The sequence below is a fragment of the Bradyrhizobium sp. USDA 3650 genome (assembly GCF_054057395.1).
Map to the genome: position 1 here is coordinate 3,779,904 of NZ_JBSRZG010000001.1, position 21,854 is coordinate 3,801,757.

Genomic DNA, 21,854 nt, shown 5'->3' on the forward strand with positions numbered 1-21,854 from the left:
GTCATTGCGAGCGCAGGCGCTCTCCCCGAGTCGTCCTGGCGAAAGCCAGGACCCATAACCACAGGCAGTCGTGATTACGGGAATTCGGAGTTACCACTCAGCGTCAAACTGCTCCCTGGGGTAATGGGTCCTGGCTTTCGCCAGGACGACACTGGGGGGCTACGGCGCCTGCACCACGGTCGGCACGCCCGGCTCCAGCAACCGCAACCTTGTCCCGAAGCCGAGCACGTCGAAGGTCTTGCGCAGATCCTCGCTGTTCTGGCGGAAATGCGCCCAACCCTCCGTATGAACCGGCACGATCATCGCCTCGGGGAAGGCGCGTGCGGTCTCGATGGTGTCGTTGGTGTCCATGGTGAGATGGAACGGCCCGCGCGTTTGCGCGGCGCCGGCGAAAGGCATCACCACGCCGCATTTGAAGCGGCGCGCGACCTCGGCGACGCCGTCGAACCAGGTGGTGTCGCCGCTGATATAGATGGAGGTTGTGTCGGTCCGGCTCGACGACACCACGAAGCCGATGACGTCGCCTGACAACGGCTCGATGCCCGCCGGGCCGTGACGCGCCGGGGTCGCGGTGATCGTCAGCGAATTGCCGTCGCGATCTTTCAGATGTGTCGTGCCCCACGGCACCAGGCCTTCAACATGGCCACCGAGGCGCTTGGCGCCGGCTTCTGTCGTCAGGACGCGCTTTGCGTGCTTGAGATATTCGCGGCCGGAATTGTCGAGATTGTCCGAATGCTGGTCGTGGCTGAGCAGGACCGCGTCGACCGGGCCGATTGCGTCGGCCTTCAGCGCGGGTCCAATCGTCTTCTCCAGCTTCACGTGCGGCAGTTGATAGGCGCCTGGCGCATCGAAGGTCGGATCAGTGAGCAGGCGAAAGCCATCGATCTCGATCAGCGCAGTGGGACCGCCGATCAGGGTGATGGAAATGGGCATGATGGACTCCTGTTACGAGACGGATTTGGCGGGCCGCGTCACCAGGTAGATGCCAAGTGCGACCGGGATGATTCCGAGCAGATCGCGCGCCTCGACGTGCTCGCCAAGAACGATGAAGGCAAACAGCATTCCGAGCGGCGGCATCAGGAAATGATAGGCACTCGCAGCCGTCGCGCCACACACTTTCAGGAGATGAAACCAGAGCCAGTAGGCCAGGATCGAGCCGCCGAGCACGAGGAAGGCGAAGGCGCCGATCAGGCCCGGCGTGGAGTCGATGGCATGAACATCGGCGAAGGTCAGCGCCACCGGCGTCAGCACGATGCCGGCGGCGAGATTCTGCACGCCATTGCCGATCCACAACGAGCCCTTCGGCGCGAGCAGCTTGAACAAAATGGTGCCGGCGACGAGGGAGGCGAGCGAGGCCAGCGTGAACACGATCCCGTGCAGCGAGTCGGTGCCGACCGACAGGCGGTGCCAGACGATCAGGGTCACGCCGATGATGCCGAGCAGGAGACCGCTCGCCTTGCGCCAGGTCATGCCTTCGCCGAGCAGCAGCGCGGCGAGGCCCGCCGTGAACACCGGATTGGCCGACACGATCAGCCCGCCGAGGCCGGCGGAAACCGATTGCAGCCCGGTGTAGCCGAGGCCGAGATAGAGCGCGTTATTGGCGACGCCGAGCACCGCGAAGATCGCGGCGTCGCGCCAGGACAGCGACCAGTCGTCGCCGCGGACCAGCGTGGCACCGAGAATCAGGATGCCGGCGAGCGAGAACCGCGCGGCGAGCAGGATCAGCGGCGGGCAATGGGTCACGCCGATCTTGCCGGCGACGAAGGCGTAGCTCCAGAGCAGGCAGAACAGCCCGATCGCAAGCGGCAGTGTGTTGAAGCGGCTGCGGGGAACGGCGAGCGAGGGGGTGAGCGACATGAGCGACATTCTCCTGAGCCCTCGATCTAGGGAGCCGGCTTGTCATTTGGAAATTAAATGATTAACTTCTAGCTAGTGGATTTTCGAATGGAGGCGCCCATGCTCGATCTGGAGCTCCTGCGCAGCTTCGTCTCGGTGGTCGATGCCGGCGGCTTCACCCGCGCCGGCGAGCGCGTCCATCGCACCCAATCGACCGTCAGCCAGCAGATCAAGCGGCTGGAGGAGGATGTCGGCCAGGTGCTGCTGCATCGCGACGGCAAGGATGTTCGCCCGACCGAAGCCGGCGAGCGGCTGCTGTCCTATGCGCGGCGGCTGTTGTCGCTCGCGGAGGAGGCGCGCGACGTGCTGCGCCAGCCCGACGGCGAAGGCGCGATCCGGCTCGGCATTCCCGAGGATTTTGCCGCGTACCGGCTGGCGAAGCTGCTGGGGACGTTCTCGCGTTCGCATCCGGGCCTGCGGCTCGATGTGCGCGCCGACCAGAGCAAGAATCTGGCCCGCGATCTCGAACGCGGCGAGCTCGACCTCGCACTGTTCAAGCGCGAGGCCGGGGCGAAGGGCGCGATCGCGGTGTGGCCGGAGCAGGTGCACTGGGTGACCAGCAAGAGCCATCCGATCCACGCCGATGTCGCCTCGGTGCCGCTGATCGGGTTTCCGCTCGGCTGCCTCTACCGCGCCGGCGCCATCCACGCGCTGGAAAGCGCGGGCCGGCCCTGGCACATGTCCTATACGTCATCGAGCCTCGCCGGCATCCAGGCTGCGGTCGCCGCCGGCATGGGCTTGAGCATCCTGTCGGAGATGGCGATCCAGTCCGACCACCGCGTGCTGACCGCGAAGGACGGATTTGCGCCAATCAACCGGACGGAAGTCGCATTGATGGCTGCGCCGGGCGCAAGTCCAGCGACGCTGCGGCTGGCCGATCGGCTGGCGGAGTTCTGCGACGATGTGCAGGCGAAGGCGGCTTAGCTGCACCGCGACGCGGCGATCGCGTGGACGCGGCGGTCGCCGAGCAAATGCGCGACAAACCCGTTCTTCGGAAAGATCTTTGCAAACGCCACGTCGCGGATGCTGAGGCCGCCGGCATAGGCGCCGAAGGCGGGCATCACGGCGCGCATCCCGTCGCAGGCGAAGCAGCGGCGCTCCATCGAACGGCCGCGCGCGGAGACGCGAGCCTTGGGATGGAGATGGCCGGCGATCTCGCCGCTCGCGCCGGTCGGCTCGTGGCGGAAGGTGATCGGACCAATCGCGACTTCGTCGGCGACGGTGCCGCCGAGATCACGCGGCAGCGCCGGGTCGTGATTGCCGGAAATCCAGATCCAGTCGCGGCCGGCCTGCAAGGCGGCGACCGCGTCGCGATCCTCCGCCGACAGCCGTCCATGCGCGGTGCGATCATGAAAACTGTCGCCGAGCGCGATGACGATTCGCGGATCATGGCGGGAGATGACAGCAGCGAGCCGGCCAAGCGTCGCGATGGTGTCGTAAGGCGGCAGCAGCACGCCGCGCATGGCGAAGCTGGAACCTTTTTCCAGATGCAGGTCGGAGACGACGAGCAGGCGCTGCTCTTCCCAGAACAGGGCGCCGGAAAGATCGGCCGCGAAGGTCACGCTGCTGATGCTGACATTCGAAACGCGCATGTCCTCGACATCCCCTGAAACTAGCGCGCCTGCCGTCACGTCAAAACCTGCTGTTATCCCATCGCCTCTTTGACCAGCTCGTCGGCGGCTTCCGCCAACAGCTCGTCTCCCGCTTCGCCATAGACTGACTCGCGGCCGATTTCCAGCATCACGGGGACCGCGAGAGGCGAGACGCGATCGAGTTCCCGATGTGTGATGCGGCCCTGGATGCGCGTGAGCATGTCGCTGAGCCGGCGCAGATCGAGCAGGCCGGTGGCGGCATCGGCGCGCGCGGCGCGCAGCAGCACGTGATCGGCCTGGTGCTTGCGCAAGACGTCGTAGACGAGATCGGTCGAGAACAGCACCTGGCGGCGGCTCTTCTCCTCGCCGGTGTGACGGCGCGCGATCAGGCCGGAGATAATCGCGCAATTGCGGAAGGTGCGCTTCATCAGCGCGGATTCGGCAAGCCAGGCTTCGAGATCGTCGCCGAGCATATCGGGGTCGAACAGCGCGTCGAGATCGATCCTGCCGTCCCGGATCATGGAGGACATGTCGCCGAGCGCCCAGACCGCGATCGCATATTCGTTGGCGACGAAGCCGAGCGGCCGGGCGCGGGCGCGCTCCAGCCGGCGTGTCAGCAGCATGCCGAGCGTCTGGTGCGCGAGACGGCCTTCGAAGGGATAGCAGACGATGTAATGCTTGTTGGCGCGGGGAAAACTCTCGACCAGGAGCTCGCGCACTTCAGGCACGCGCGAGACGTCCTTTTGCAACGACAGCCAGTCGCGCACCTGCTCCGGCAAGGCACCCCACGCGCGCCCGTCATCGAGGAGGCGGCGAACCCGTTCGGCAAGATAGGTCGAGAGCGGAAACTTGCCGCCCATGTAGGACGGCACTTTCGGGTCCTTGTCGTTGGCACGCGAGACGTAGACCTGGTCCTCGACCAGGGTTTCGTAACGCACCACCTCGCCTGAGAACACGAAGGTGTCGCCGGGGCTGAGGCCCTCGATGAAGGCTTCCTCGATCTCGCCGAGCAACCTGCCGCCGCGCGCGATCACGCCCGTTGACCCCGCGCCTCCCCCGCGCGATCGCACCAGCCGCACCTTCAGCATGTCGTCCTCGACGATGGTGCCGACATTCATGCGGTAGCTCTGCCGCACCTTGGGATTGGCGACGCGCCAGCGCCCCTCCTTGTCCTGCTTGATGCGGGCGAAGCGCTCATAGGTCTTCAGCGCGTAGCCGCCGGAGGCGACGAAATCGACCACGTCGTCGAAATCCTGCCGCGTGAGATCGGCGTAGGGCGCGGCGGTGCGCACTTCGTCGTAGAGCTCGTCGGAGAAAAACGGCTCGCCGCAGGCGCAGCCGAGCACGTGCTGGGCCAGCACGTCGAGTGCACCGATGCGTAGTGGCGGCGTGTCCTGCGCATTTTCCGCGATGGCGTCGATCGCGACGCGGCACTCCAGCACCTCGAAGCGGTTCGCGGGCACCAGCACCGCGCGCGAGGCTTCGTCGAGCCGGTGGTTGGCGCGGCCGATGCGCTGCATCAGGCGCGAGGAGCCCTTGGGCGCGCCGATATTGACGACGAGATCGACGTCGCCCCAGTCGACGCCGAGATCGAGCGAGGAGGTACAGACCACGCCACGCAAGCGTCCCGCCGACATCGCGTCCTCGACCTTGCGCCGTTGCGCGACGTCGAGCGAGCCGTGATGCAGGGCAATGGCGAGATTGTCGTCGTTCATGCTCCAGAGATTCTGGAACAGCATCTCGGCCTGGCTGCGGGTGTTGACGAAAACCAGCGTGGTCTTGTTGGCCTTGATCAGCTCGTAGATCTCGGGAAGCGCATGGCGCGCGCTGTGCCCGGCCCAGGGCAGGCGCTCGCGCGTGTCCATCATCTCGACCAGCGGCGGCGCCGCGCCGCCGGCGACGACAATGTCGGCGGCCGCTTCCTTGCCGCCGGGCTGCGGCACCAGGAAGCGCGCCAGCGATTCCGGCTCGGCCACGGTCGCCGACAGGCCGATGGCGCGCATCTGCGGCGCCAATCGCCACAGCCGCGCGAGCCCAAGCGACAGCAGATCACCGCGCTTGGACGTCACCAGCGCATGCAGCTCGTCGAGCACGATGCGCTTCAAGGAGGAGAACAGGAATGGCGCGTCGTCGGAGGACAGCAGCAGCGCGAGCTGTTCGGGCGTCGTCAGCAGGATATCAGGCGGATAGCGCCGCTGCCGCTGCCGCCGCGACGTCGGCGTGTCGCCGGTGCGGGTCTCGATCTTGATCGGCAGCGCCATCTCGGCGACGGGACGCTCGAGGTTGCGCGCGATATCGACGGCGAGCGCCTTGAGCGGCGAGATGTAGAGCGTGTGCAGGCCGCCGGTGCGTTGCAGACTGCGGCCGGTGGAGATCACCGATTTCGCCGAAGCTTTGGGCGCAGAGCTCAGCTCCACCAGTGTCGGCAGAAATCCCGCCAGCGTCTTGCCGGCGCCGGTCGGCGCGATCAGCAGTGCGGACCGGTCCTCGCGCGCTTTCTCCAGCAGCGCCAATTGATGCGCGCGCGGCGACCAGCCGCGGGCTGCGAACCACGCCTGGAAGCGGTCGGGCAGCAGCGCGGCGGGCTCGGCCGGAGATTTGCGGATGCGGGGCGGCACGGCATCACAGGTAAGCCGTGGGGGTGGGTTCGTCGAGGGGGTGGCGCGAACGACGAGCGCGATACCGACGTTCCCTCTCCCCTTGTGGGAGAGGGTGGATCGCCGCGAAGCGGCGAGACGGGTGAGGGGTATCTCTCCGCGAAAGAGCTCCGTTCGAGTACGCGGAGAAAGACCCCTCATCCGGCGCTTCGCGCCACCTTCTCCCACAAGGGGAGAAGGAAAAAAGCGCCTACTCCGACATCGGCTTGTCGGAGATGTCCCAGTCCTTGCCGGTAAAGGTGGAGATGAAGAGCGTCTTCATCGGCGTGTAGTCCTCCGGCGTGTAGTCGTAGGTGACGCCGTCGAGGAAATAAGGCGAGTGGAAGCCTTTGAGGTTGGAGGCCTGCTTCAGCACGTTGGCGCGGGTGAGCTCGTCGCCGCAGCGGCGCAGGATCTCGCCCATGGTGACGGCCTGGCCGTAGCCGGCGAAGGCGATGGTGTTGTCCTGATCGATCGCCGGCGTGTACTTCTTGCGCAGCTCCTCGAACGCCATCACGTCGGGGTCCTTCTCCCATTTGGGCAGGCCGACTTCCTTGTTGTAGCGGATGGCGACGATGCCGGCGGCGTTCTCGAGGCCCGCGGCATTGAGGATCGAGCGGCCGGTCGAGCCGGCCGACAGCAGCTGCAGCGGCTTCCAGCCGAGCTCGGCCACTTTCCGGATCGACTGCGACGACGCCTTGCCGGTGGAGATGTTGTAGAAGACGTCCGCACCCGATTTCGAGAGGTTGATGAGCTGAGAATCGACGGTCGGATCGGTCAGATCGTAGGTCTGCTCCATGATCACCTTGGCGGTGCCGCCGGCGTCTTCCAGAACTTTCTTGAAGGGGCCGAGGAAATCGCGGCCGAAATCGTCGTTCTGGTAGAGGATGCCGACCTTCGCGTTCGGCTTCACGCTGACGACGTGCCGCGCCAGGATGCGCGCCTCGGTCGGATAGAGCGGCAGGCCCGCCATCGTCCATTTGAACTCTTTCGGATTATTCCACTTCGACGCGCCGGTGTTGAGCAGAAGCTGCGGCACGCCCTTCGAGTTGAGGTATTTGTGCACGGCGGTCTGCGGCGCGGTGCCGAGCGAGCCGTAGAGCGCGAGCACCTCCTCCTGCTCGACCAGGCGACGCGTGGCCTCGACGCATTTCGGCGCGCTGTAGGCATCGTCCATGGTGAGGAATTTGACCTTGCGTCCGTTGATGCCGCCCTTCTCGTTCAGCATCTGGAAATAGGCTTCGCCGATGCGCCCGAGCACGCCGTAGAGCGAGCCGGGGCCGGAATGCGGCACGGTCTGCCCGATCTTGATCTCGGTGTCGCTGGCCCCCGCATCGTATTTCTTCTCGGCAGCCCAGACGTAGGGCGCGGGCAAGGTGGATGCCGCGATGGTGGCGAGCGCGGCGGCGCTGAAATCGCGCCGCGATGGATTCTTCGTCATTATTCATTTCTCCCTGGTGCGCGCATTGTGCTGGCATCGCCGCACGGCTCGCAAGTGGGAAGTCACGGCTTTGCGACGCAATGACGCTTAAAGCCCCGCTTATAGCGCCTAGACTCAAGTTTTCTCGGCGACCACGACGAGGCCGCGCACCGGCTCGTTGTTCTCGGTGCGTGGCGAGGCCTGCTCCAATGTGAGGAGCTTGAAGCCGGCCTGCGCTATCGCATCGCGCACATATTCCGCCGAATGGGCATAGCGCAGGCCTTCGCCGAGAACGATGCCGCTGCCGTCATGCGTCTCCAGCGTGAAGGCGAGCACGCCATTGGGCGCGAGCACGCGCCTGGCTTCGCTGAGCACCGGCGCGAGCTCGGGGAGATAGACGAATGCATCGGCAGCGACGACGAGGTTGGCACGCGCGTCACTCTTGGTGCGCAGGCCTTCGATCATGTCGGCGACTTCGAGCTCGGCATAGAGGCCGGTGGCGCGCGCCTCCTTGACCATGCCGGGCGACAAATCGATGCCGATGAACTGGTCGACCTGTTTTGCGAAGGCGGCGGCCGCGAGCCCCGTCCCGCAGCCGAGATCGATGGCGCGCTTGAACAGGGCGGGCTTCTTCGCGGCGACGCGGGCAGCCACCACCGCCTTGAAGATCAGCGACGGCGCGCGATAGCCGAGATCGTTGATCAGCACGTGTTCGAAGCGCGGCGCGTATTGATCGAACAAGGCCTGCACATAGGCCTTGGGCATCTCGGACAATTGCGCGTCGCCGAGGCGCATCAGATGCAGATGAGCGCCGTGCTGATCGCTCGGGTCGGACTCGCGCGATTTGCGAAAGGCCGCAATGGCCTTGTCGCGCTCGCCGAGTTGCGCGCGGATTTCGCCCAGCGTGAACCAGGCCGAGGTGAAATTCGGCGCAAGCTCGATGGTCTGCTCCAGCAGGTCGGCGGCGGCCGCCAGATCGCCCTTGAGCTGGAGGTCGCGCGCGAACTCGAAGCGGCGGTCGGCCATGAGATCGCCGGAGGTCAGGAACAGGCGCAGGGGCATTGGGGGGAACCAGGGAACGAAGCGGTGATGACTCGAAGATGCGGGGTCGCAACCTATATAACAGGCATGCGTCCGCAAGACATCCTGCTGCCAGTTGCCGCCGGCCTATGCTGCAAGCCGGGCGGCTTCCATATCGACCCCGTCCGCCCGGTCGAGCGGGCCGTGATCACCCACGGCCATTCCGACCATGCCCGCGCCGGCCACGGCGCGGTGCTGGCGACGCAGGAAACGCTGGACATGATGCGGCTGCGCTATGGCGAGAATTTTGCTGGCTCCACCCAAGCAATCCACTATGGCGAGGAGATCCGGCTCGGCGATGTCAGCGTGAAGTTTCACCCGGCCGGCCATGTGCTCGGTTCGGCGCAGGTCGCGGTCACCTGCAAAAACACCTGCATCGTCGCCTCCGGCGACTACAAGGATGCGCCCGACCCGACCTGCACGCCGTTCGAGCTGGTCTCCTGCGACGTCTTCATCACCGAGGCGACGTTCGGACTGCCGGTGTTTCGCCATGGTGATGCGGCCGATGAGGTCAAGAAGCTGCTGGCTTCGGTCGCGCTATTTCCGGAGCGCGCGCATCTCGTCGGCGCCTATTCGCTCGGCAAGGCGCAGCGCGTGATCGCACTGCTGCGCCAAGCCGGTTACGACGCGCCGATCTATCTGCATGGCGCGATGGAGAAGATCACGCATTACTATCAGAGCCGCGGAATCGAGCTCGGCGAGTTGCGGCCGGTGAAGGGCGTCAAGAAGGCGGCGCTCGCCGGTACCATCACGCTGGCGCCGCCCTCTGCGACATCCGATCTCTGGACCCGGCGGTTTCCCGATCCCGTCACGGCATTCGCCTCCGGCTGGATGCGGGTGCGCGCTCGCGCGCGGCAACGCGGCATCGAGCTGCCCCTGGTGATCTCGGATCACGCCGATTGGGACGGCCTCACCGCCACGATCGCCGCAACCGGCGCCGGCGAGATCTGGGTCACCCACGGCCAGGAAGACGCGCTGGTGCACTGGTGCCAAAGCAAGGGTTTGCGGGCACGGCCGCTCGATCTCGTCGGCTATGGCGACGAGGAGGAGACCGAGACGCCGCTCGCTGACGAGGCCGAAGCATGAACCGCTTCGCCGAACTTTTGGACCGCCTCGCCTACGAGCCCGGCCGCAACAACAAGCTGCGGCTGATCACCAGCTATTTTCGCGAGGTCGCCGATCCCGATCGCGGCTACGCGCTGGCCGCGCTGACCGGCGCGCTGAGCTTCAAGCACGCCAAGCCTTCTCTGCTGCGCGATCTTATCGCCCAACGAACTGACCCGGTCTTGTTCGGTCTATCCTGGGACTATGTGGGCGATCTCTCCGAGACGATCGCGCTGATGTGGCCGAAGGCCGTGGGTGTCCACAACAACCCACCGCCGCCGACGCTGACCGAGGTCGTCACCACGCTGCGCACACTCGGCAAGACCGAGCTGCCGAAGCAGCTCGAGCGCTGGCTCGACGAGCTGGATGAGACCGGCCGCTGGGCGCTGCTGAAGCTCGTCACCGGCGCGTTGCGCATCGGCATCTCCGCGCGCCTGGCCAAGACCGCGGCCGCGGCGCTCGGTGACAAGGACCCGCATGAGGTCGAGCTGATCTGGCCCGGTCTCGCCCCACCCTATCTCGACCTGTTCGCTTGGCTGGAAGGCCGCGGCGACAAGCCGGTCAATCGCGATCCCGCGCCGTTCCGTCCCGTGATGCTGGCGCACGCGATCGAAGACACCGATTTCGCCGCGCTCGATCCCGCCGACTACATCGCCGAATGGAAATGGGACGGCATCCGCGTGCAGGCGGTGGCCGGCCGCGACGAGCGCGGCCACATCACCGCGCGGCTCTATTCGCGCACCGGCGAGGACATCAGCGGCAGCTTTCCGGACCTGGTCCCGTCATTGCGGCTACCAGGCGCCATCGACGGCGAGCTTCTGATCCTGCGCGAAGGGCGCGTGCAGAGTTTCAATGTTCTGCAACAGCGGCTCAACCGCAAGGTCGTGTCTCCGAAGCTGATCAAGGAGTTTCCGATTCATCTGCGCGCCTACGATCTGCTCGGCGACGACGAGAACGATTTGCGCGAGCTACCGTTCGCGGAGCGCCGCGAACGGCTGGAGACCTTCATCGGCAAGCTCGACGATCCCCGCATCGATCTCTCGCCCACCGTGCCCTTCGCAAGCTGGGACGCGCTGACCGCCGCACGCGCCGATCCCGCCAGCGCCGGCGCGGGGGAAGACGCGGACGCCGTCGAAGGCGTGATGCTGAAGCGGCGCGACGCACCCTACCTGCCGGGACGGCCGAAGGGACAGTGGTGGAAGTGGAAGCGCGATCCGCACATCATCGACGCCGTGCTGATGTATGCGCAGCGCGGCCACGGCAAGCGCTCGTCCTACTATTCCGACTACACCTTCGGCGTCTGGACCGCAGGCGCGGGCAGTGACGAGCTGGTGCCGGTCGGAAAAGCCTATTTCGGCTTCACCGATGAGGAGCTGCTCCAGATCGACCGCTTCGTGCGTCGCAATACCACCGAAAAATTCGGCCCCGTTCGCCACGTGGTGCACGAGCCGGACAAGGGGCTGGTGCTGGAGGTCGCCTTCGAGGGGCTGCAGCGCTCGCCGCGGCACAAATCCGGCGTCGCGATGCGCTTTCCCCGCATCAGCCGCTTACGCTGGGACAAGCCGCCGCGGGAGGCCGACCGGCTGGAAACGCTGGAAAAGATGCTGAAAGCGGAGGCGGCCGAGGTTGAGGCTTAAAAGCCCCGGGCGTGTGCTTGCCCGCATTAAAATCCCGTAAACCGATTGACGCGCCGTTGCGGGTTCCCCATGTCCCCCGCCTTGCCCTATGATAGGGTCGAATCCCCTGAGGAGTTTGAGATGGCCCACGACGTCAGAGATTTGCCGGCCGGCCGCAGTGACGGCCTGAACCGCTTTCTCGGCGGCTCGCCGCTGGCGGTCGCGTTTCGCCTGGTGCTGCTCTCGATCCTCGTCGGCGTCGTGCTGGCCGCGATCGGCTTCGATCCCTGGAATATCCTCACCAGCATTCGTCTCCTGTTCCAGCGGCTGTGGGATCTCGGCTTCGACACCGTGAACTGGCTGTGGCGCTACTTCCTGCTCGGCGCTGTCATCGTGATCCCGATCTGGCTGCTGATGCGCGTTTTCGGCACGCCGCGCAGGTAAGTCGTTAGTTTTGAGCATGATCTTGTCGGAAAACCGCTTCACACTTTTCCGGATCATGCTCTAGGGAGCTCGCGGCCGATGCAATTGCGCTTTGTCGGCTGTGGCGACGCCTTCGGATCCGGCGGCAGGTTCAACACCTGTTTCCACGTCTCGGGGCGCGAGGCCAACTTCCTGATCGATTGCGGCGCGTCGGCTTTGCCGGCGCTGAAGCGGCTCGATATCGACTGCAATGAGATCGATCTCATCCTGATCACGCATTTCCACGGCGACCATTTTGCCGGGCTGCCGTTTGTTCTGCTCGACGCGCAGTTCTCGCGGCGGACGCGGCCGCTCACGATCGCCGGCCCCAAAGGCATCGAGATGCGGCTGCGTGCGGTGATGGAGGCTCTGTTCGAGCATTCCTCGACGACGAAACAGCGCTTCGAGCTGACGGTCATCGAGCTCGCGCCCGGGCAGAGCCGAAGCTTCGGCCCGGTGACGGTGACGCCCTATCCCGTCGTGCACGGCGAATCCGGCGGACCGTTCCTCGCCTATCGCATCGAAGCCGAGGGTCGCACGCTGGCCTACAGCGCCGATACCGAATGGACGGAGGCGCTCATTCCGCTGGCGCATGGCGCGGACCTTTTCATCGCCGAAGCCTATATGTACGAGAAGGTGGTCAAGAATCACCTCAGCCTGAAGACCTTGGAACAGCATCTTCCCAAAATCGACGCAAAACGCCTCGTGCTCACCCATATGAGCGAAGACGTGCTGTCGCGCCTCGACGACATCGCCCACCTCGCCGCCGAAGACAGCATGCTGCTCGTGTTCTGACATGCACGCACCCGTTCACTTGAAGATCGGCTCCCGCCAGGTGTTCGCCATCGCAGGCCCCGCGATGGTCGCGAACCTCACCACGCCGCTGATCGGCGTGGTCTCGACCACCGCGATCGGACGGCTGGACGACGCCGCGCTGCTCGGCGGCGTCGCCATCGCGTCCGTCATCTTCGATTGCCTGTTCTGGCTGTTCGGCTTCCTGCGCATGAGCACGCTCGCCTTCACGGCGCAGGCGCTCGGCGCTGGCGAGACGCGCGAGCTGACCGCGATCCTGGTGCGCGGCTTCATCGTCGCGGGCCTGATCGGCATAGCCCTGATCGCGCTGCAACTGCCATTGGCCGCCGTGCTGTTCGACCTGATGGGCGGCAGCGAAGGCGTCACGCGCGCGGCGAAGACCTACTTCGTGATCCGGATCTGGTCGGCGCCACTCGCGCTCGCCAACTACGTCATCCTCGGCTGGCTGGTCGGCCAGGCCCGCGCTAATCCGGCGCTCGCGCTCCAGGTTGTTATCAATGTCGTGAACGCCGCGGCGACGATCCTGCTGGTGTTGGTCTACGACACCGGCATCGCGGGTGCTGCGATCGCCGCGCTGCTGTCTGAAGCGGCCGGATTCGGACTCGGCGTGATGGTCTGCCGCCGCTATGCGGTCGGCGGGTTCGCGGTGCCGTACGCAGAGCTGTTCGACCGGGCCAAGCTGATGCGGCTGCTGGCGGTGAACTCCGACATCCTGATCCGCACCGCGGCGCTGATCGCCGTATTTCTGTTTTTCACCGCCAAGGGCGCGCGGGCCGGCGACGTCACGCTGGCCGCCAATTCCGTGCTCAACAATTTTCTGCTGGTCAGCGCCTTCTTCCTCGATGGTCTTGCCAACGCAGCCCAGCAGCTTTGCGGCCGAACGCTCGGCGCACGCGATGCCAGGGGATTTGCCGATTCGACCCGGCTGGTGCTGCTATGGGGGCTCGGCTTCGCGCTGATCGTGTCCGCGCTGTTCGCGCTGTTTGGGCCGAACTTGATCGATGTCATGACGGCGAGCGAAGCCGTCCGTCGCGGCGCGCGGGAATTCCTGCCGTTCGTCGTGCTTGCTCCCATTCCCGGCGTGTTCGCCTTCGGCTTCGACGGCATCTATATCGGCGCGACCTGGGCGCGCGAGATGCGCAATCTGATGCTGGCCTCGCTCGCGATCTTCCTCGCCACATGGTGGGCGCTGCAATCGTTCGGCAATGCCGGGCTGTGGAGCGCGCTGATCGCCTCCTACGTCTCGCGCGGCGGGTTGCAGGCCGCGCGCTATCCGGCACTGTACAGGAAGACGTTTCTTTCTTCTCCTTCTCCCCGCTTGCGGGGAGAAGGTCGGGATGAGGGGGAGTCTCGGCAGGGACGGTGAGAGCGGGACTCGCGGAGAGTCCCCCTCACCCGGATTGCATCTTCGATGCAATCCGACCTCTCCCCGCAAGCGGGGCGAGGTAAAGAAAACCCCTACATCCCCGGCCAGGCTTCCGCCGTCAGCGTGGCGGCGTCGGAGCCGACGATCTCGGAGAGAGAATCCCGTCCCGTGCGCAATAGGGTCGAGGTGAGGTCGCGCTTGATTTCGTCGACGAGGCCGAGGCCCTTGTAGACCAGCGACGAATAGAGCTGGATCAGGCTCGCGCCGGCGCGGATTTTCGTCAGCGCGGCGCCGCCCGAGTCCACGCCGCCGACGCCGATCAGGGGGAATGCGCCCTCGACGCGCACATAGGTCTCGGCGACCATCCGCGTCGACAGCCGGAACAGCGGCCGGCCGGACAGGCCGCCCTGTTCCTTGGCGCGCATCTCCTCGCGCAGCGTGCTCGGCCGCGCGATCGTGGTGTTCGACACGATCATGCCGTCGACCCGGCGCGAGCGCGCGACCTGCACGACGTCGTCGAGCTGGGCGAGGCTCAAGTCGGGCGCGATCTTGAGCAGCACCGGCGTGTCGCCGGCGCTCTCGCGCACCCGCTGGCGCGCGTCGATCACCCTGGCGAGGAGATCGTCGAGCAGCGCGCCTTCCTGCAAATTGCGCAGGCCCGGCGTGTTCGGCGAGGAGACGTTGACGGTGAAATAGCTCGCGACCGGCGCAAAGGTCTCGATCAGCCTGACGTAATCGTTGACGCGATCGGGCGAATCCTTGTTGGCGCCGACATTGACGCCGACGATGCCGCCGTGCTGCGCGCGCGCCGCGAGCCGGCGCAGGGCTGTCTCCGCGCCGTCATTGTTGAAACCCATGCGGTTGATCACGGCCTCGTCGCGCTCCAGACGAAACAGCCGCGGCCGCGGATTGCCGCTTTGCGGCTTCGGCGTCACCGAGCCGATCTCGACGAAGCCGAAGCCGAGCCGCAGCAGCGCATCCGGCACTTCGGCGCTCTTGTCGAAGCCCGCCGCCATGCCGATCGGATTGGGGAAGTTGAGCCCGAACGCACGCACCGCGAGCTTGGGATCGTCAGCGTGCGGCTTGCCCGGCGGCAGGAAGCGCAGGCCCTGGATCGCGAGGCGATGCGCATCCTCCGGATCGAGCCAACGCAACACCGGCAGCGAGAGAGCGTCGAAAGCGCGGATCACGGGGCAAGCTCCGGAACGTCGTGACCGCCGTCGGAGCGCGTGTTGAGGTTGATCACGGCAATCACCGCGCCGAGATCGAGCTCGCCATAGAGATGCGGAAACAGCTCCTCATTGCGCGAACGCTCCCACCGCAATGCGCTGCCGAGCGCATCGCCGTCGACCTCGACCAGGAACAGCGCGCGCTGCCCGACATAATGCTTCTGCAGGGTCTCGGGAACCTGGGATGCGGTCGAGAAATGGATGAATCCGTCGCGCGAATCGTCCGCGCTGCCGCGGTAGACACCCTGCCGTTCCGCCTCACGCCAGGCCGAAGCCGGACAGATTTTGTAGATCTTGACCACCGCTTGCGCAGCCCTGTTTGCCCGGGGAGACAGCTCTTTGAGTCTCCTGGGGATTTTCGTCTCTCGTGGGTCGTTAAATCCCGGGCGGGACCGTAAAGGCCACCCCTGCCGAACTCAAGACTTAGACGCCGCCTCTTGCACCGAAAACGGAAAACCGATTGATTTGAGGATAGTTTTCCTGAGTTGCGACGGGCTGGACCTTCCATGGTCAGGCAGGCCAAAGCGCAGAGGATGCTCACCCACGACCAGATCTGGGGCGCGCTGGATCGGCTGGCGGCGCATGCCGGCCTGTCGCCGTCCGGCCTCGCCAAGCGCGCCGGGCTCGATCCCACCACCTTCAACAAGTCCAAGCGCGTCACCTCCGACGGCCGCGAGCGCTGGCCCTCGACCGAATCGATCGCGAAAGCGCTGGCGGCGGCAGATTCGTCGATCGACACCTTTGCAAGGTTGGTCGCCGACGAGGCAGGCGGCGGCCGCTCGGTGCCGCTGCTCGGCTTCGCGCTGGCCGGCGCGAGCGGTGCCTTCGACGAGTCCGGCCTTCCCATCGGCAAGGGCTGGACCGAATTTGCCCTTCCCGCCGCCGAGGGCAACCACAGCTTCGCGCTGCAGATTTCCGGCGAAGCGCTTGCGCCCGCCTATCGCGACGGCGACATCATCCTGGTCGCCCCCGGCGCGCCGATCCGCAAAGGGGATCGCGTGGTGGTGAAGAGCAAGGCGGGCGAGGTGACGGTGGCGACGCTGAAGCGCCGCACGGCAAAGGCTCTGGAGTTGCAGCCGCTCGATACCTCTCAGGCCGAACGCAGGATGGCGGCGAGCGAGGTCGGCTGGATCGCGCGGATCGTGTGGGCGAGCCAGTGATCGCGTCTCGCCTGGCGTCGTGACCGGGCGATGACGTCAGCCGCGCCGCATTCGCCGCGGGCAGCCTTGCGACTCATCATCTCTCTCGCATAGGTTGCCGCCACTCATTGCCGAGCAAATTCATGTTAGGGGGAATATGATGAATCGCCGTCACGCATTGAAGGCCCTCGCGGGTCTTGCGCTTTGTCCGCTGTGCAAGCCGGCCTTCGCCGCCGAAGGTGCGCATTGGAGCTACGAAGGCGCCGGCGCCAAATGGGGCGATCTCGACGCGGCCAACAAGGCCTGCGCGGTCGGCCTGCAACAATCGCCGATCGACATCGAGGCGACGGTCAAATCGCAATTGCCCGCGCTGAAGCCGAACTGGGGCAAGAGCGCCGACACCATCGTCAACAACGGGCACACGATCCAGCTCAACTTCACCGAGGGCAGCACGCTCACGCTCGGCGATGTCAAATACAAGCTGCTCCAGGTGCATTTCCACCGGCCGAGCGAGCACATGATCGGCGGCAAGAATTTTCCGATGGAGGCACATTTCGTCCATCGCAACGAGGCCGGCGGGCTCGCCGTGGTCGGCGTGCTGATGGCCGAGGGCAGGCCGAACCCGGCCTTCGGCAAGATCGTCAAGACCATGCCGGCCGCGGAAGGCCCCGCCGTGAAGGCAGATACGACCATCGATCCCCACGCCATGCTGCCCACGAAGCTCAGCTACTTCCGCTATCCCGGCTCACTGACGACGCCACCCTGCTCAGAAGTGGTCGAATGGCTGCTGCTGACCAACCCGATCCAGGTGTCGGCCACCGATGTCGCCGCGTTCGCAAAGCTCTATCCGATGAACGCGCGCCCGGTGCAGAAGGACAACCGGCGCTACGTGCTGCGGTCGATCTGAGCTGGGCCGAAGGTTGTAGCCCGGATGAGCGAAGCGACATCCGGGGTTTTTGCTAGCTAGCCGCACCGGCGGTCCCGGATGTCGCTTCGCTCATCCGGGCTACGAGTTCGCTAGAACGGAAGCTGTCGCGTCACGCACTCCGCGCCAGCGCGCCGTCGATCATGTTCACCGCATTCTGCACGCCATACACCGCGACAAAGGAGCCGAAGCGCGGGCCCTTTTCCTGGCCGAGCAGCACCTGGTAGAGCATGTTGAACCAGTCGAGTGTTACGCCGGGACGGCCGTCCTTGCCCTTCTTGACCTGGTCGAGGAACGGCTCGCGGCGGCCGATCTCGTAGACGACGTTCTGGATGTCCTCGGCCGTGGCATCCTGCGGAAGCTGCGATAATGCATCCCGCAAATCCTGCAGCGCCGCGCGCTCGGTCTCGGTCGGTTCGCGGAACGTCTTTGTCGGCGCGACGAAGTCGCGATAATAGTTGATGGCATAGCCGACCATCGCATCGAGCTTGGGATGCGTTTGCGGGCTCACGCCGGGCCGATAGCGGCCAATGAAACCCCACAGCGTCTCGGCATTCTCCGCGTTCGACGACGACACCAGCGTCAGCAAGAGCTGGAACGTGACGGGCATGTCGAACTTCGGCGGATGGCCGCTGTGGACATGCCAGACCGGATTGCCGAGCTGCTGCTTGGCGTCCTGCTTGGCGAAGCCGTCGATGAACTGCTGGTAGTCGTCGACGTTGCGCGGGATGACGTCGAAATACAGCCGCTTGGCCGCCTTCGGCTCGCGATACATGAACAGCGACAGCGATTCCGGCGAGGCGTAGCGCAGCCATTCGTCGATGGTGAGGCCGTTGCCCTTCGACTTCGAGATCTTCTGGCCCTTGTCATCGAGGAAGAGCTCGTAGTTGAAGCCCTCCGGCGGCGTGGCGCCGAGCGCCCTCGCGATCGCGCCGGAGAGTTTGACCGAGTCGATCAAATCCTTGCCGGCCATCTCGTAATCGACGCCGAGCGCGACCCAGCGCATCGCCCAGTCGGCCTTCCATTGGCACTTGACGTTGCCGCCGGTGACCGGCGTCTCGACTTCCTGATTGGTATCGGGATCGAGATAGGTCACCGTGCCGGCCGCTACGTCGCGGCGGATCATCGGCACCTGCAGCACGACACCCGTGGTCTTGCTGATGGGGAGGAACGGCGAATAGGTCGCGCGGCGATCGGGTCCGAGCGTCGGCAGGATGATCGCCATCACCTTGTCGTAGGCAGCCAGCATCTTGAGCAGCGTCGCGTCGAAACGGCCGGACGTGTAATAGTCGGTCGAGCTGGCGAATTCGTAGTCGAAGCCGAAATGATCGAGGAAGGCGCGCAGCCGCGCATTGTTGTGGTGCCCGAACGACGGGTACTCGTTGGAGAACGGGTCCGGCACGCGCGTCAGCGGCTTGCCGAGATGCGCGGCCAGCATCTCCTTGTTGGGGACGTTGTCGGGGACTTTCCGAAACCCGTCCATGTCATCGGAGAACGCGAGCAGGCGGGTCTTGATCTTGTTCTCGGTCAGCACATGAAAGGCGTGCCGCACCATCGAGGTGCGCGCGACTTCGCCGAAGGTGCCGATATGCGGCAGGCCTGATGGCCCGTAGCCGGTCTCGAACAGCAACTCGTCCTTCGGGCTTTTCTTCAGCCGCGCGACAATGGCCTTCGCCTGCTCGAACGGCCAGGCGTTGGATTGTTCGGCGAGCGCACGCAGATCGCTCGGGTTCGCGGCAAGATCGATAACGGACATCTAAGGGGCCTCCGGGCCGCGGAAAATAGCGATTTCCAGGCAGAATGCAATTTTGCGGAGTACTGCCACCGCGCCGTCATTGCGAGCGAAGCGAAGCAATCCAGACTGCCACTGCGGAAACAGCCTGGATTGCTTCGTCGCAAGGGCTCCTCGCAATGACGGCAGAGCAGGCAGCGAAACTAGAACGGGCTCACCGAGAAATACCGCAGCCACAAATCCGTGTAGCGACCCTTTTCCCAGACGCGGAACATCGCCCAGTTCAGGGCCTGGCGCAGCACGTCGTTGCCCTTGCGCACGGCGATGCCGATGCCTTCGCCAAAGAAGCGGCTTTCGACAAAGGGACCGCCGGAAAAGGCGCAGCAATCGCCGGAATCGGTGCCGTTGATCCAGAACGCGAGCGCGATGGCGTCGCCGAAGATGAAGTCGACCTCGCCCTTGCGCAAGGCGCTGCGCATGGCGTCGTCGTTCGGATAGGGGTGCAGCTCGGCGTCGGTGAACATCGCCTTGAGATAGGCTTCATGCGCGGAGCCCGCGATGACGCCGACCTTCTTGCCCTCGAGATATTCGGGACGGATCTCCGGCATCACCGCGTCCTTGCGCGAGGCGAAGCGCGCCGGCACGCGGTAATAGGGGTCGGTGAAGTCGACCCGGGCGCGCAGCTGCGGGCTCACCGCCATCGAGGCGATGATGGCGTCGCCCCGGTTGGAGGCGAGTGCGTCCACCAGCGTCTCGAAGCGGCGCATCTGCACCGTGCAGGTGACCTTGATCTCCTCGCACAGGCTGCGGGCGAAATCGACGTTGAAGCCGGCCGGATTGCCGTCGGCGCCGGTATAGTTGAACGGCGGATAGTCGGTCTCGGTCAGGAAACGGATCACGGTCAGGCGCGACAAGTCCGGCCGCTCCGGCCGCCGCCGCGGGTCCCAGAAGCCCGGCACGGCCTGCGGGGCGGCTTGCGGCGCGACCTGGGGTGAGGCTTGCGGCGCCGCTGGGGGCTGCTTGGCCGGGGCCTGCGCCTGCGCGCACGGCGCAGCAGCGAGCAGGCAGACGCCGACGACCAGCCCGGTCAGCAAGCCACGGGCGGATTTGGACGATTTCGCCTGTTGCGATGGAGCCATCGGCTGAAAATGAACGAATTTCGTTGGGATCGGAGGGCCTTATAGCCCATCCGGCCGGGAACGCGAGCGCGGATTGCGGCCAATAGGGAAGCCTATAGATACCGCTTCAAGTCCACCGCGGCCTCTTCAGGCGTGCGCTTCAGGTTGAATGGCGAGACGAAGCGGCCGTCGCGGTCCATCAGGTAGATCAACGCGGTGTGGTCCATGGTGTAGTCACCGTCCTTGGTCGGGACCTTCTTGGCGTAGACCCGGTAGGAGGTGATCACCTTGGCGGTCTCGGCAGGATCGCCGCTCAGCCCTTCGAGGTGCGGGTCGAAGCTCGACAGATAATCCTTCATCGCGGCCGGCGTATCGCGCTCGGGATCGACCGAGATGAAGACGGCATTGACCTTGTCGGCGTCCTTACCCATCGCGCGCAGCACTTCCGAAATCTCGAACAGCGAGGTCGGGCAGACGTCGGGGCAATGGGTATAGCCGAAGAAGATCAGGGTCGGCTTGCCCTTGAGGTTCTTGTCGGTGACGGCCTTGCCGTTCTGGTCGGTGAGCTGGAACGGGCCACCGATCGCGGCCGGCTGCGCCACCTTGCTGACCCCGCCCATGGCCCAGAATACGATCAGCAGCCCGAGGATGAGGCTTGCGGCGAAGGCTGTCGCGATCACCAGCGGACGGGCGGTGGAGCTCATGAGCTGAAAACTTCCTGTCGCGGGTCAGAAGCAGGCGGCGAAACCGGTCCTGATCATTTCGAAGAACACCTGGCTGCCGTAGTGGAACCAGAGCGCGAGCACGCCGAGCACGACCAGGCCGCCGACGCCAGCACCCGCCAACAGCAGCACGAACGGCATCCGGCCGGCAGTGGGCGAATTGTCCGATACAGGATGGGCGGGGTGCAGTGGTTGAGCCATGACAACGATCGGGGTGAAGGGTTCCCTTGGCTCTCAAATAGGCGTTGGGGCGGGGCCGGGCAAGCGCGGTAGGCGGCCGGAGATCAATTGGTGCGGAGGATCTCCGTCATGCCCGGGCTTGTCCCGCCTGCGCGGCCGAAGCCGCTCCGGCGAGGCGAAGACCCGGGCATCCACGTACTTCTCGCTCGGGCCAAAAACGTGGATGGCCGGGACAAGCCCGGCCATGACGAAGGATAGAGATCAGCTCTGAAAACGACCGACTGCGGCCTACCGCGGCGACGGCTTATTGGCCGAGGCCTGCGCGTCGAGGTAGCAGGGCTTGTACATGGCCTGGAGCTGCCTGCCCTTCAGGAAGAGCATGTGCGGGGTGAGGCCGCCGCGCTGATTGATCCAGCGTTTCACCTGCGAGGGATACATCGCATAGAGCATCTGGGTCGCTTCGGTATTGGTGACCGCGCGACCGTTGCTGCCGAAATCCCACGCGGCGTGGAAGCCCAGTGTCGCGTGCGACGTCACGCAGATGCGGTCAGGCGGGATGGCGCCGAGGACGATGGTGCAGGCAGAGGCGCAGAGACCGTCGATGATGACGGTGTCGCCCGACTGTCGCAGGTCCTGGTATTTGTCGACGTAGGTTCCGATCCGGCCACCGCGGTCATCCGCGATCCGAACCACCGCGTGAGAAGCGCCCATGCTCGCGATCAGGAGAACCGCCGCAAGCAACCCCGTCAGAAACTTCATTGGCCCCCGCCCCAGTCGAATTCGAATCTGTGTGTCAGGTGGTGATGCCCTGCTAGGGTCCGTCG

The 21,854-nt window shown here is 65.4% G+C and carries 21 protein-coding genes; 8 read left to right on the forward strand and 13 right to left on the reverse strand.

All coding sequences use genetic code 11. The features are described 5' to 3' along the window. Positions 1-159: 159 nt before the first annotated feature. Positions 160-933, reverse strand: coding sequence for an MBL fold metallo-hydrolase (locus ACVIN2_RS17515; protein WP_456766488.1), 774 nt, complete (start codon positions 931-933; stop codon positions 160-162). Positions 934-945: 12 nt separating this feature from the next. Continuing rightward, a complete protein-coding gene (locus ACVIN2_RS17520) occupies positions 946-1,857 on the reverse strand; it encodes a DMT family transporter (RefSeq protein ID WP_456766489.1) in 912 nt (303 codons plus the stop codon). A gap of 99 nt (positions 1,858-1,956) precedes the next feature. Here ACVIN2_RS17520 and ACVIN2_RS17525 point away from each other — a divergent pair, with 99 nt between their 5' ends. Continuing rightward, positions 1,957-2,820, forward strand: a complete 864-nt coding sequence (locus ACVIN2_RS17525; RefSeq protein ID WP_456766490.1) for a LysR family transcriptional regulator — start codon at positions 1,957-1,959, stop codon at positions 2,818-2,820. Here the strand turns inward: ACVIN2_RS17525 and pdeM are convergent. The 4 genes from pdeM to ACVIN2_RS17545 form a co-directional block, all read right to left on the reverse strand. Next, a complete protein-coding gene (pdeM, locus tag ACVIN2_RS17530) occupies positions 2,817-3,488 on the reverse strand; it encodes a ligase-associated DNA damage response endonuclease PdeM (protein ID WP_456766491.1) in 672 nt (223 codons plus the stop codon). The genes ACVIN2_RS17525 and pdeM overlap by 4 nt on opposite strands. Positions 3,489-3,541: 53 nt before the next feature. Next, positions 3,542-6,106 carry a ligase-associated DNA damage response DEXH box helicase gene (locus tag ACVIN2_RS17535; protein WP_456766492.1) on the reverse strand — a complete coding sequence of 855 codons (2,565 nt, stop codon included), beginning with the start codon at positions 6,104-6,106 and terminating at the stop codon, positions 3,542-3,544. A 229-nt stretch (positions 6,107-6,335) separates the two neighbouring features. Further along, entirely contained in the window at positions 6,336-7,565 is a 1,230-nt protein-coding gene (locus ACVIN2_RS17540) for an ABC transporter substrate-binding protein (protein WP_456766493.1), read from the reverse strand. Between the two features lie 114 nt (positions 7,566-7,679). Then, positions 7,680-8,606, reverse strand: a complete 927-nt coding sequence (locus ACVIN2_RS17545; protein ID WP_456766494.1) for a methyltransferase domain-containing protein — start codon at positions 8,604-8,606, stop codon at positions 7,680-7,682. A 66-nt stretch (positions 8,607-8,672) separates the two neighbouring features. Here ACVIN2_RS17545 and ACVIN2_RS17550 point away from each other — a divergent pair, with 66 nt between their 5' ends. The 5 genes from ACVIN2_RS17550 (at position 8,673) to ACVIN2_RS17570 (ending at position 13,985) form a co-directional block, all read left to right on the forward strand. Further along, positions 8,673-9,710, forward strand: coding sequence for a ligase-associated DNA damage response exonuclease (locus ACVIN2_RS17550; protein WP_456769744.1), 1,038 nt, complete (start codon positions 8,673-8,675; stop codon positions 9,708-9,710). Beyond that, entirely contained in the window at positions 9,707-11,365 is a 1,659-nt protein-coding gene (locus ACVIN2_RS17555; RefSeq protein WP_456766495.1) for a cisplatin damage response ATP-dependent DNA ligase, read from the forward strand. The genes ACVIN2_RS17550 and ACVIN2_RS17555 overlap by 4 nt, the downstream gene beginning before the upstream one ends. A 120-nt stretch (positions 11,366-11,485) precedes the next feature. Beyond that, positions 11,486-11,788: a DUF6460 domain-containing protein gene (locus ACVIN2_RS17560; RefSeq protein WP_456766496.1), complete on the forward strand. Its 303-nt coding sequence runs from the start codon at positions 11,486-11,488 to the stop codon at positions 11,786-11,788. 78 nt (positions 11,789-11,866) lie between these two features. Continuing rightward, on the forward strand, positions 11,867-12,601 hold the full coding sequence (locus ACVIN2_RS17565; protein ID WP_456766497.1) for an MBL fold metallo-hydrolase: 735 nt from the start codon (positions 11,867-11,869) through the stop codon (positions 12,599-12,601). Position 12,602: 1 nt separating this feature from the next. Beyond that, positions 12,603-13,985, forward strand: coding sequence for an MATE family efflux transporter (locus ACVIN2_RS17570; RefSeq protein ID WP_456766498.1), 1,383 nt, complete (start codon positions 12,603-12,605; stop codon positions 13,983-13,985). Between the two features lie 92 nt (positions 13,986-14,077). On the opposite strand, the gene ACVIN2_RS17575 is transcribed toward ACVIN2_RS17570, so the two are convergent. Both ACVIN2_RS17575 and ACVIN2_RS17580 read right to left on the reverse strand, forming a co-directional pair. Next, complete coding sequence (locus ACVIN2_RS17575) at positions 14,078-15,175, reverse strand: quinone-dependent dihydroorotate dehydrogenase (protein WP_456766499.1); 1,098 nt, start codon at positions 15,173-15,175, stop codon at positions 14,078-14,080. After that, the gene (locus tag ACVIN2_RS17580; protein ID WP_456766500.1) at positions 15,172-15,516 is read right to left on the reverse strand and encodes a DUF952 domain-containing protein; all 345 of its coding nucleotides are present in this window, start codon (positions 15,514-15,516) and stop codon (positions 15,172-15,174) included. The genes ACVIN2_RS17575 and ACVIN2_RS17580 overlap by 4 nt, the downstream gene beginning before the upstream one ends. Before the next feature lie 204 nt (positions 15,517-15,720). Between ACVIN2_RS17580 and ACVIN2_RS17585 the strand changes: the two genes are divergently transcribed. Both ACVIN2_RS17585 and ACVIN2_RS17590 read left to right on the forward strand, forming a co-directional pair. Beyond that, complete coding sequence (locus ACVIN2_RS17585) at positions 15,721-16,374, forward strand: S24 family peptidase (protein ID WP_456766501.1); 654 nt, start codon at positions 15,721-15,723, stop codon at positions 16,372-16,374. A 139-nt stretch (positions 16,375-16,513) separates the two neighbouring features. Beyond that, positions 16,514-17,260, forward strand: coding sequence for a carbonic anhydrase (locus ACVIN2_RS17590; protein ID WP_456766502.1), 747 nt, complete (start codon positions 16,514-16,516; stop codon positions 17,258-17,260). A gap of 130 nt (positions 17,261-17,390) precedes the next feature. On the opposite strand, the gene ACVIN2_RS17595 is transcribed toward ACVIN2_RS17590, so the two are convergent. The 5 genes from ACVIN2_RS17595 to ACVIN2_RS17615 form a co-directional block, all read right to left on the reverse strand. Then, complete coding sequence (locus ACVIN2_RS17595) at positions 17,391-19,034, reverse strand: lysine--tRNA ligase (protein WP_456766503.1); 1,644 nt, start codon at positions 19,032-19,034, stop codon at positions 17,391-17,393. 179 nt (positions 19,035-19,213) lie between these two features. Beyond that, on the reverse strand, positions 19,214-20,149 hold the full coding sequence (locus ACVIN2_RS17600; RefSeq protein ID WP_456766504.1) for a transporter substrate-binding domain-containing protein: 936 nt from the start codon (positions 20,147-20,149) through the stop codon (positions 19,214-19,216). A gap of 92 nt (positions 20,150-20,241) precedes the next feature. Beyond that, the gene (locus tag ACVIN2_RS17605) at positions 20,242-20,832 is read right to left on the reverse strand and encodes an SCO family protein (protein WP_456766505.1); all 591 of its coding nucleotides are present in this window, start codon (positions 20,830-20,832) and stop codon (positions 20,242-20,244) included. Between the two features lie 24 nt (positions 20,833-20,856). Next, positions 20,857-21,051, reverse strand: a complete 195-nt coding sequence (locus tag ACVIN2_RS17610) for a hypothetical protein (protein WP_027570000.1) — start codon at positions 21,049-21,051, stop codon at positions 20,857-20,859. 267 nt (positions 21,052-21,318) lie between these two features. Then, positions 21,319-21,789, reverse strand: a complete 471-nt coding sequence (locus ACVIN2_RS17615; RefSeq protein ID WP_027569999.1) for a Clp protease/crotonase-like domain-containing protein — start codon at positions 21,787-21,789, stop codon at positions 21,319-21,321. Between the last annotated feature and the right edge of the window lie 65 nt (positions 21,790-21,854).

Excerpts from the sequence above, each read along its gene's own strand:
- ACVIN2_RS17515 (WP_456766488.1), bottom strand. The coding sequence starts at position 933 with ATGCCCATTTCCATCACCCTGATCGGCGGTCCCACTGCGCTGATCGAG.
- ACVIN2_RS17520 (WP_456766489.1), bottom strand. The coding sequence starts at position 1,857 with ATGTCGCTCACCCCCTCGCTCGCCGTTCCCCGCAGCCGCTTCAACACA.
- ACVIN2_RS17525 (WP_456766490.1), top strand. The coding sequence starts at position 1,957 with ATGCTCGATCTGGAGCTCCTGCGCAGCTTCGTCTCGGTGGTCGATGCC.
- pdeM (WP_456766491.1), bottom strand. The coding sequence starts at position 3,488 with ATGCGCGTTTCGAATGTCAGCATCAGCAGCGTGACCTTCGCGGCCGAT.
- ACVIN2_RS17540 (WP_456766493.1), bottom strand. The coding sequence starts at position 7,565 with ATGACGAAGAATCCATCGCGGCGCGATTTCAGCGCCGCCGCGCTCGCC.
- ACVIN2_RS17545 (WP_456766494.1), bottom strand. The coding sequence starts at position 8,606 with ATGCCCCTGCGCCTGTTCCTGACCTCCGGCGATCTCATGGCCGACCGC.
- ACVIN2_RS17550 (WP_456769744.1), top strand. The coding sequence starts at position 8,673 with ATGCGTCCGCAAGACATCCTGCTGCCAGTTGCCGCCGGCCTATGCTGC.
- ACVIN2_RS17555 (WP_456766495.1), top strand. The coding sequence starts at position 9,707 with ATGAACCGCTTCGCCGAACTTTTGGACCGCCTCGCCTACGAGCCCGGC.
- ACVIN2_RS17560 (WP_456766496.1), top strand. The coding sequence starts at position 11,486 with ATGGCCCACGACGTCAGAGATTTGCCGGCCGGCCGCAGTGACGGCCTG.
- ACVIN2_RS17565 (WP_456766497.1), top strand. The coding sequence starts at position 11,867 with ATGCAATTGCGCTTTGTCGGCTGTGGCGACGCCTTCGGATCCGGCGGC.
- ACVIN2_RS17570 (WP_456766498.1), top strand. The coding sequence starts at position 12,603 with ATGCACGCACCCGTTCACTTGAAGATCGGCTCCCGCCAGGTGTTCGCC.
- ACVIN2_RS17585 (WP_456766501.1), top strand. The coding sequence starts at position 15,721 with ATGGTCAGGCAGGCCAAAGCGCAGAGGATGCTCACCCACGACCAGATC.
- ACVIN2_RS17590 (WP_456766502.1), top strand. The coding sequence starts at position 16,514 with ATGAATCGCCGTCACGCATTGAAGGCCCTCGCGGGTCTTGCGCTTTGT.
- ACVIN2_RS17595 (WP_456766503.1), bottom strand. The coding sequence starts at position 19,034 with ATGTCCGTTATCGATCTTGCCGCGAACCCGAGCGATCTGCGTGCGCTC.
- ACVIN2_RS17600 (WP_456766504.1), bottom strand. The coding sequence starts at position 20,149 with ATGGCTCCATCGCAACAGGCGAAATCGTCCAAATCCGCCCGTGGCTTG.
- ACVIN2_RS17605 (WP_456766505.1), bottom strand. The coding sequence starts at position 20,832 with ATGAGCTCCACCGCCCGTCCGCTGGTGATCGCGACAGCCTTCGCCGCA.
- ACVIN2_RS17610 (WP_027570000.1), bottom strand. The coding sequence starts at position 21,051 with ATGGCTCAACCACTGCACCCCGCCCATCCTGTATCGGACAATTCGCCC.
- ACVIN2_RS17615 (WP_027569999.1), bottom strand. The coding sequence starts at position 21,789 with ATGAAGTTTCTGACGGGGTTGCTTGCGGCGGTTCTCCTGATCGCGAGC.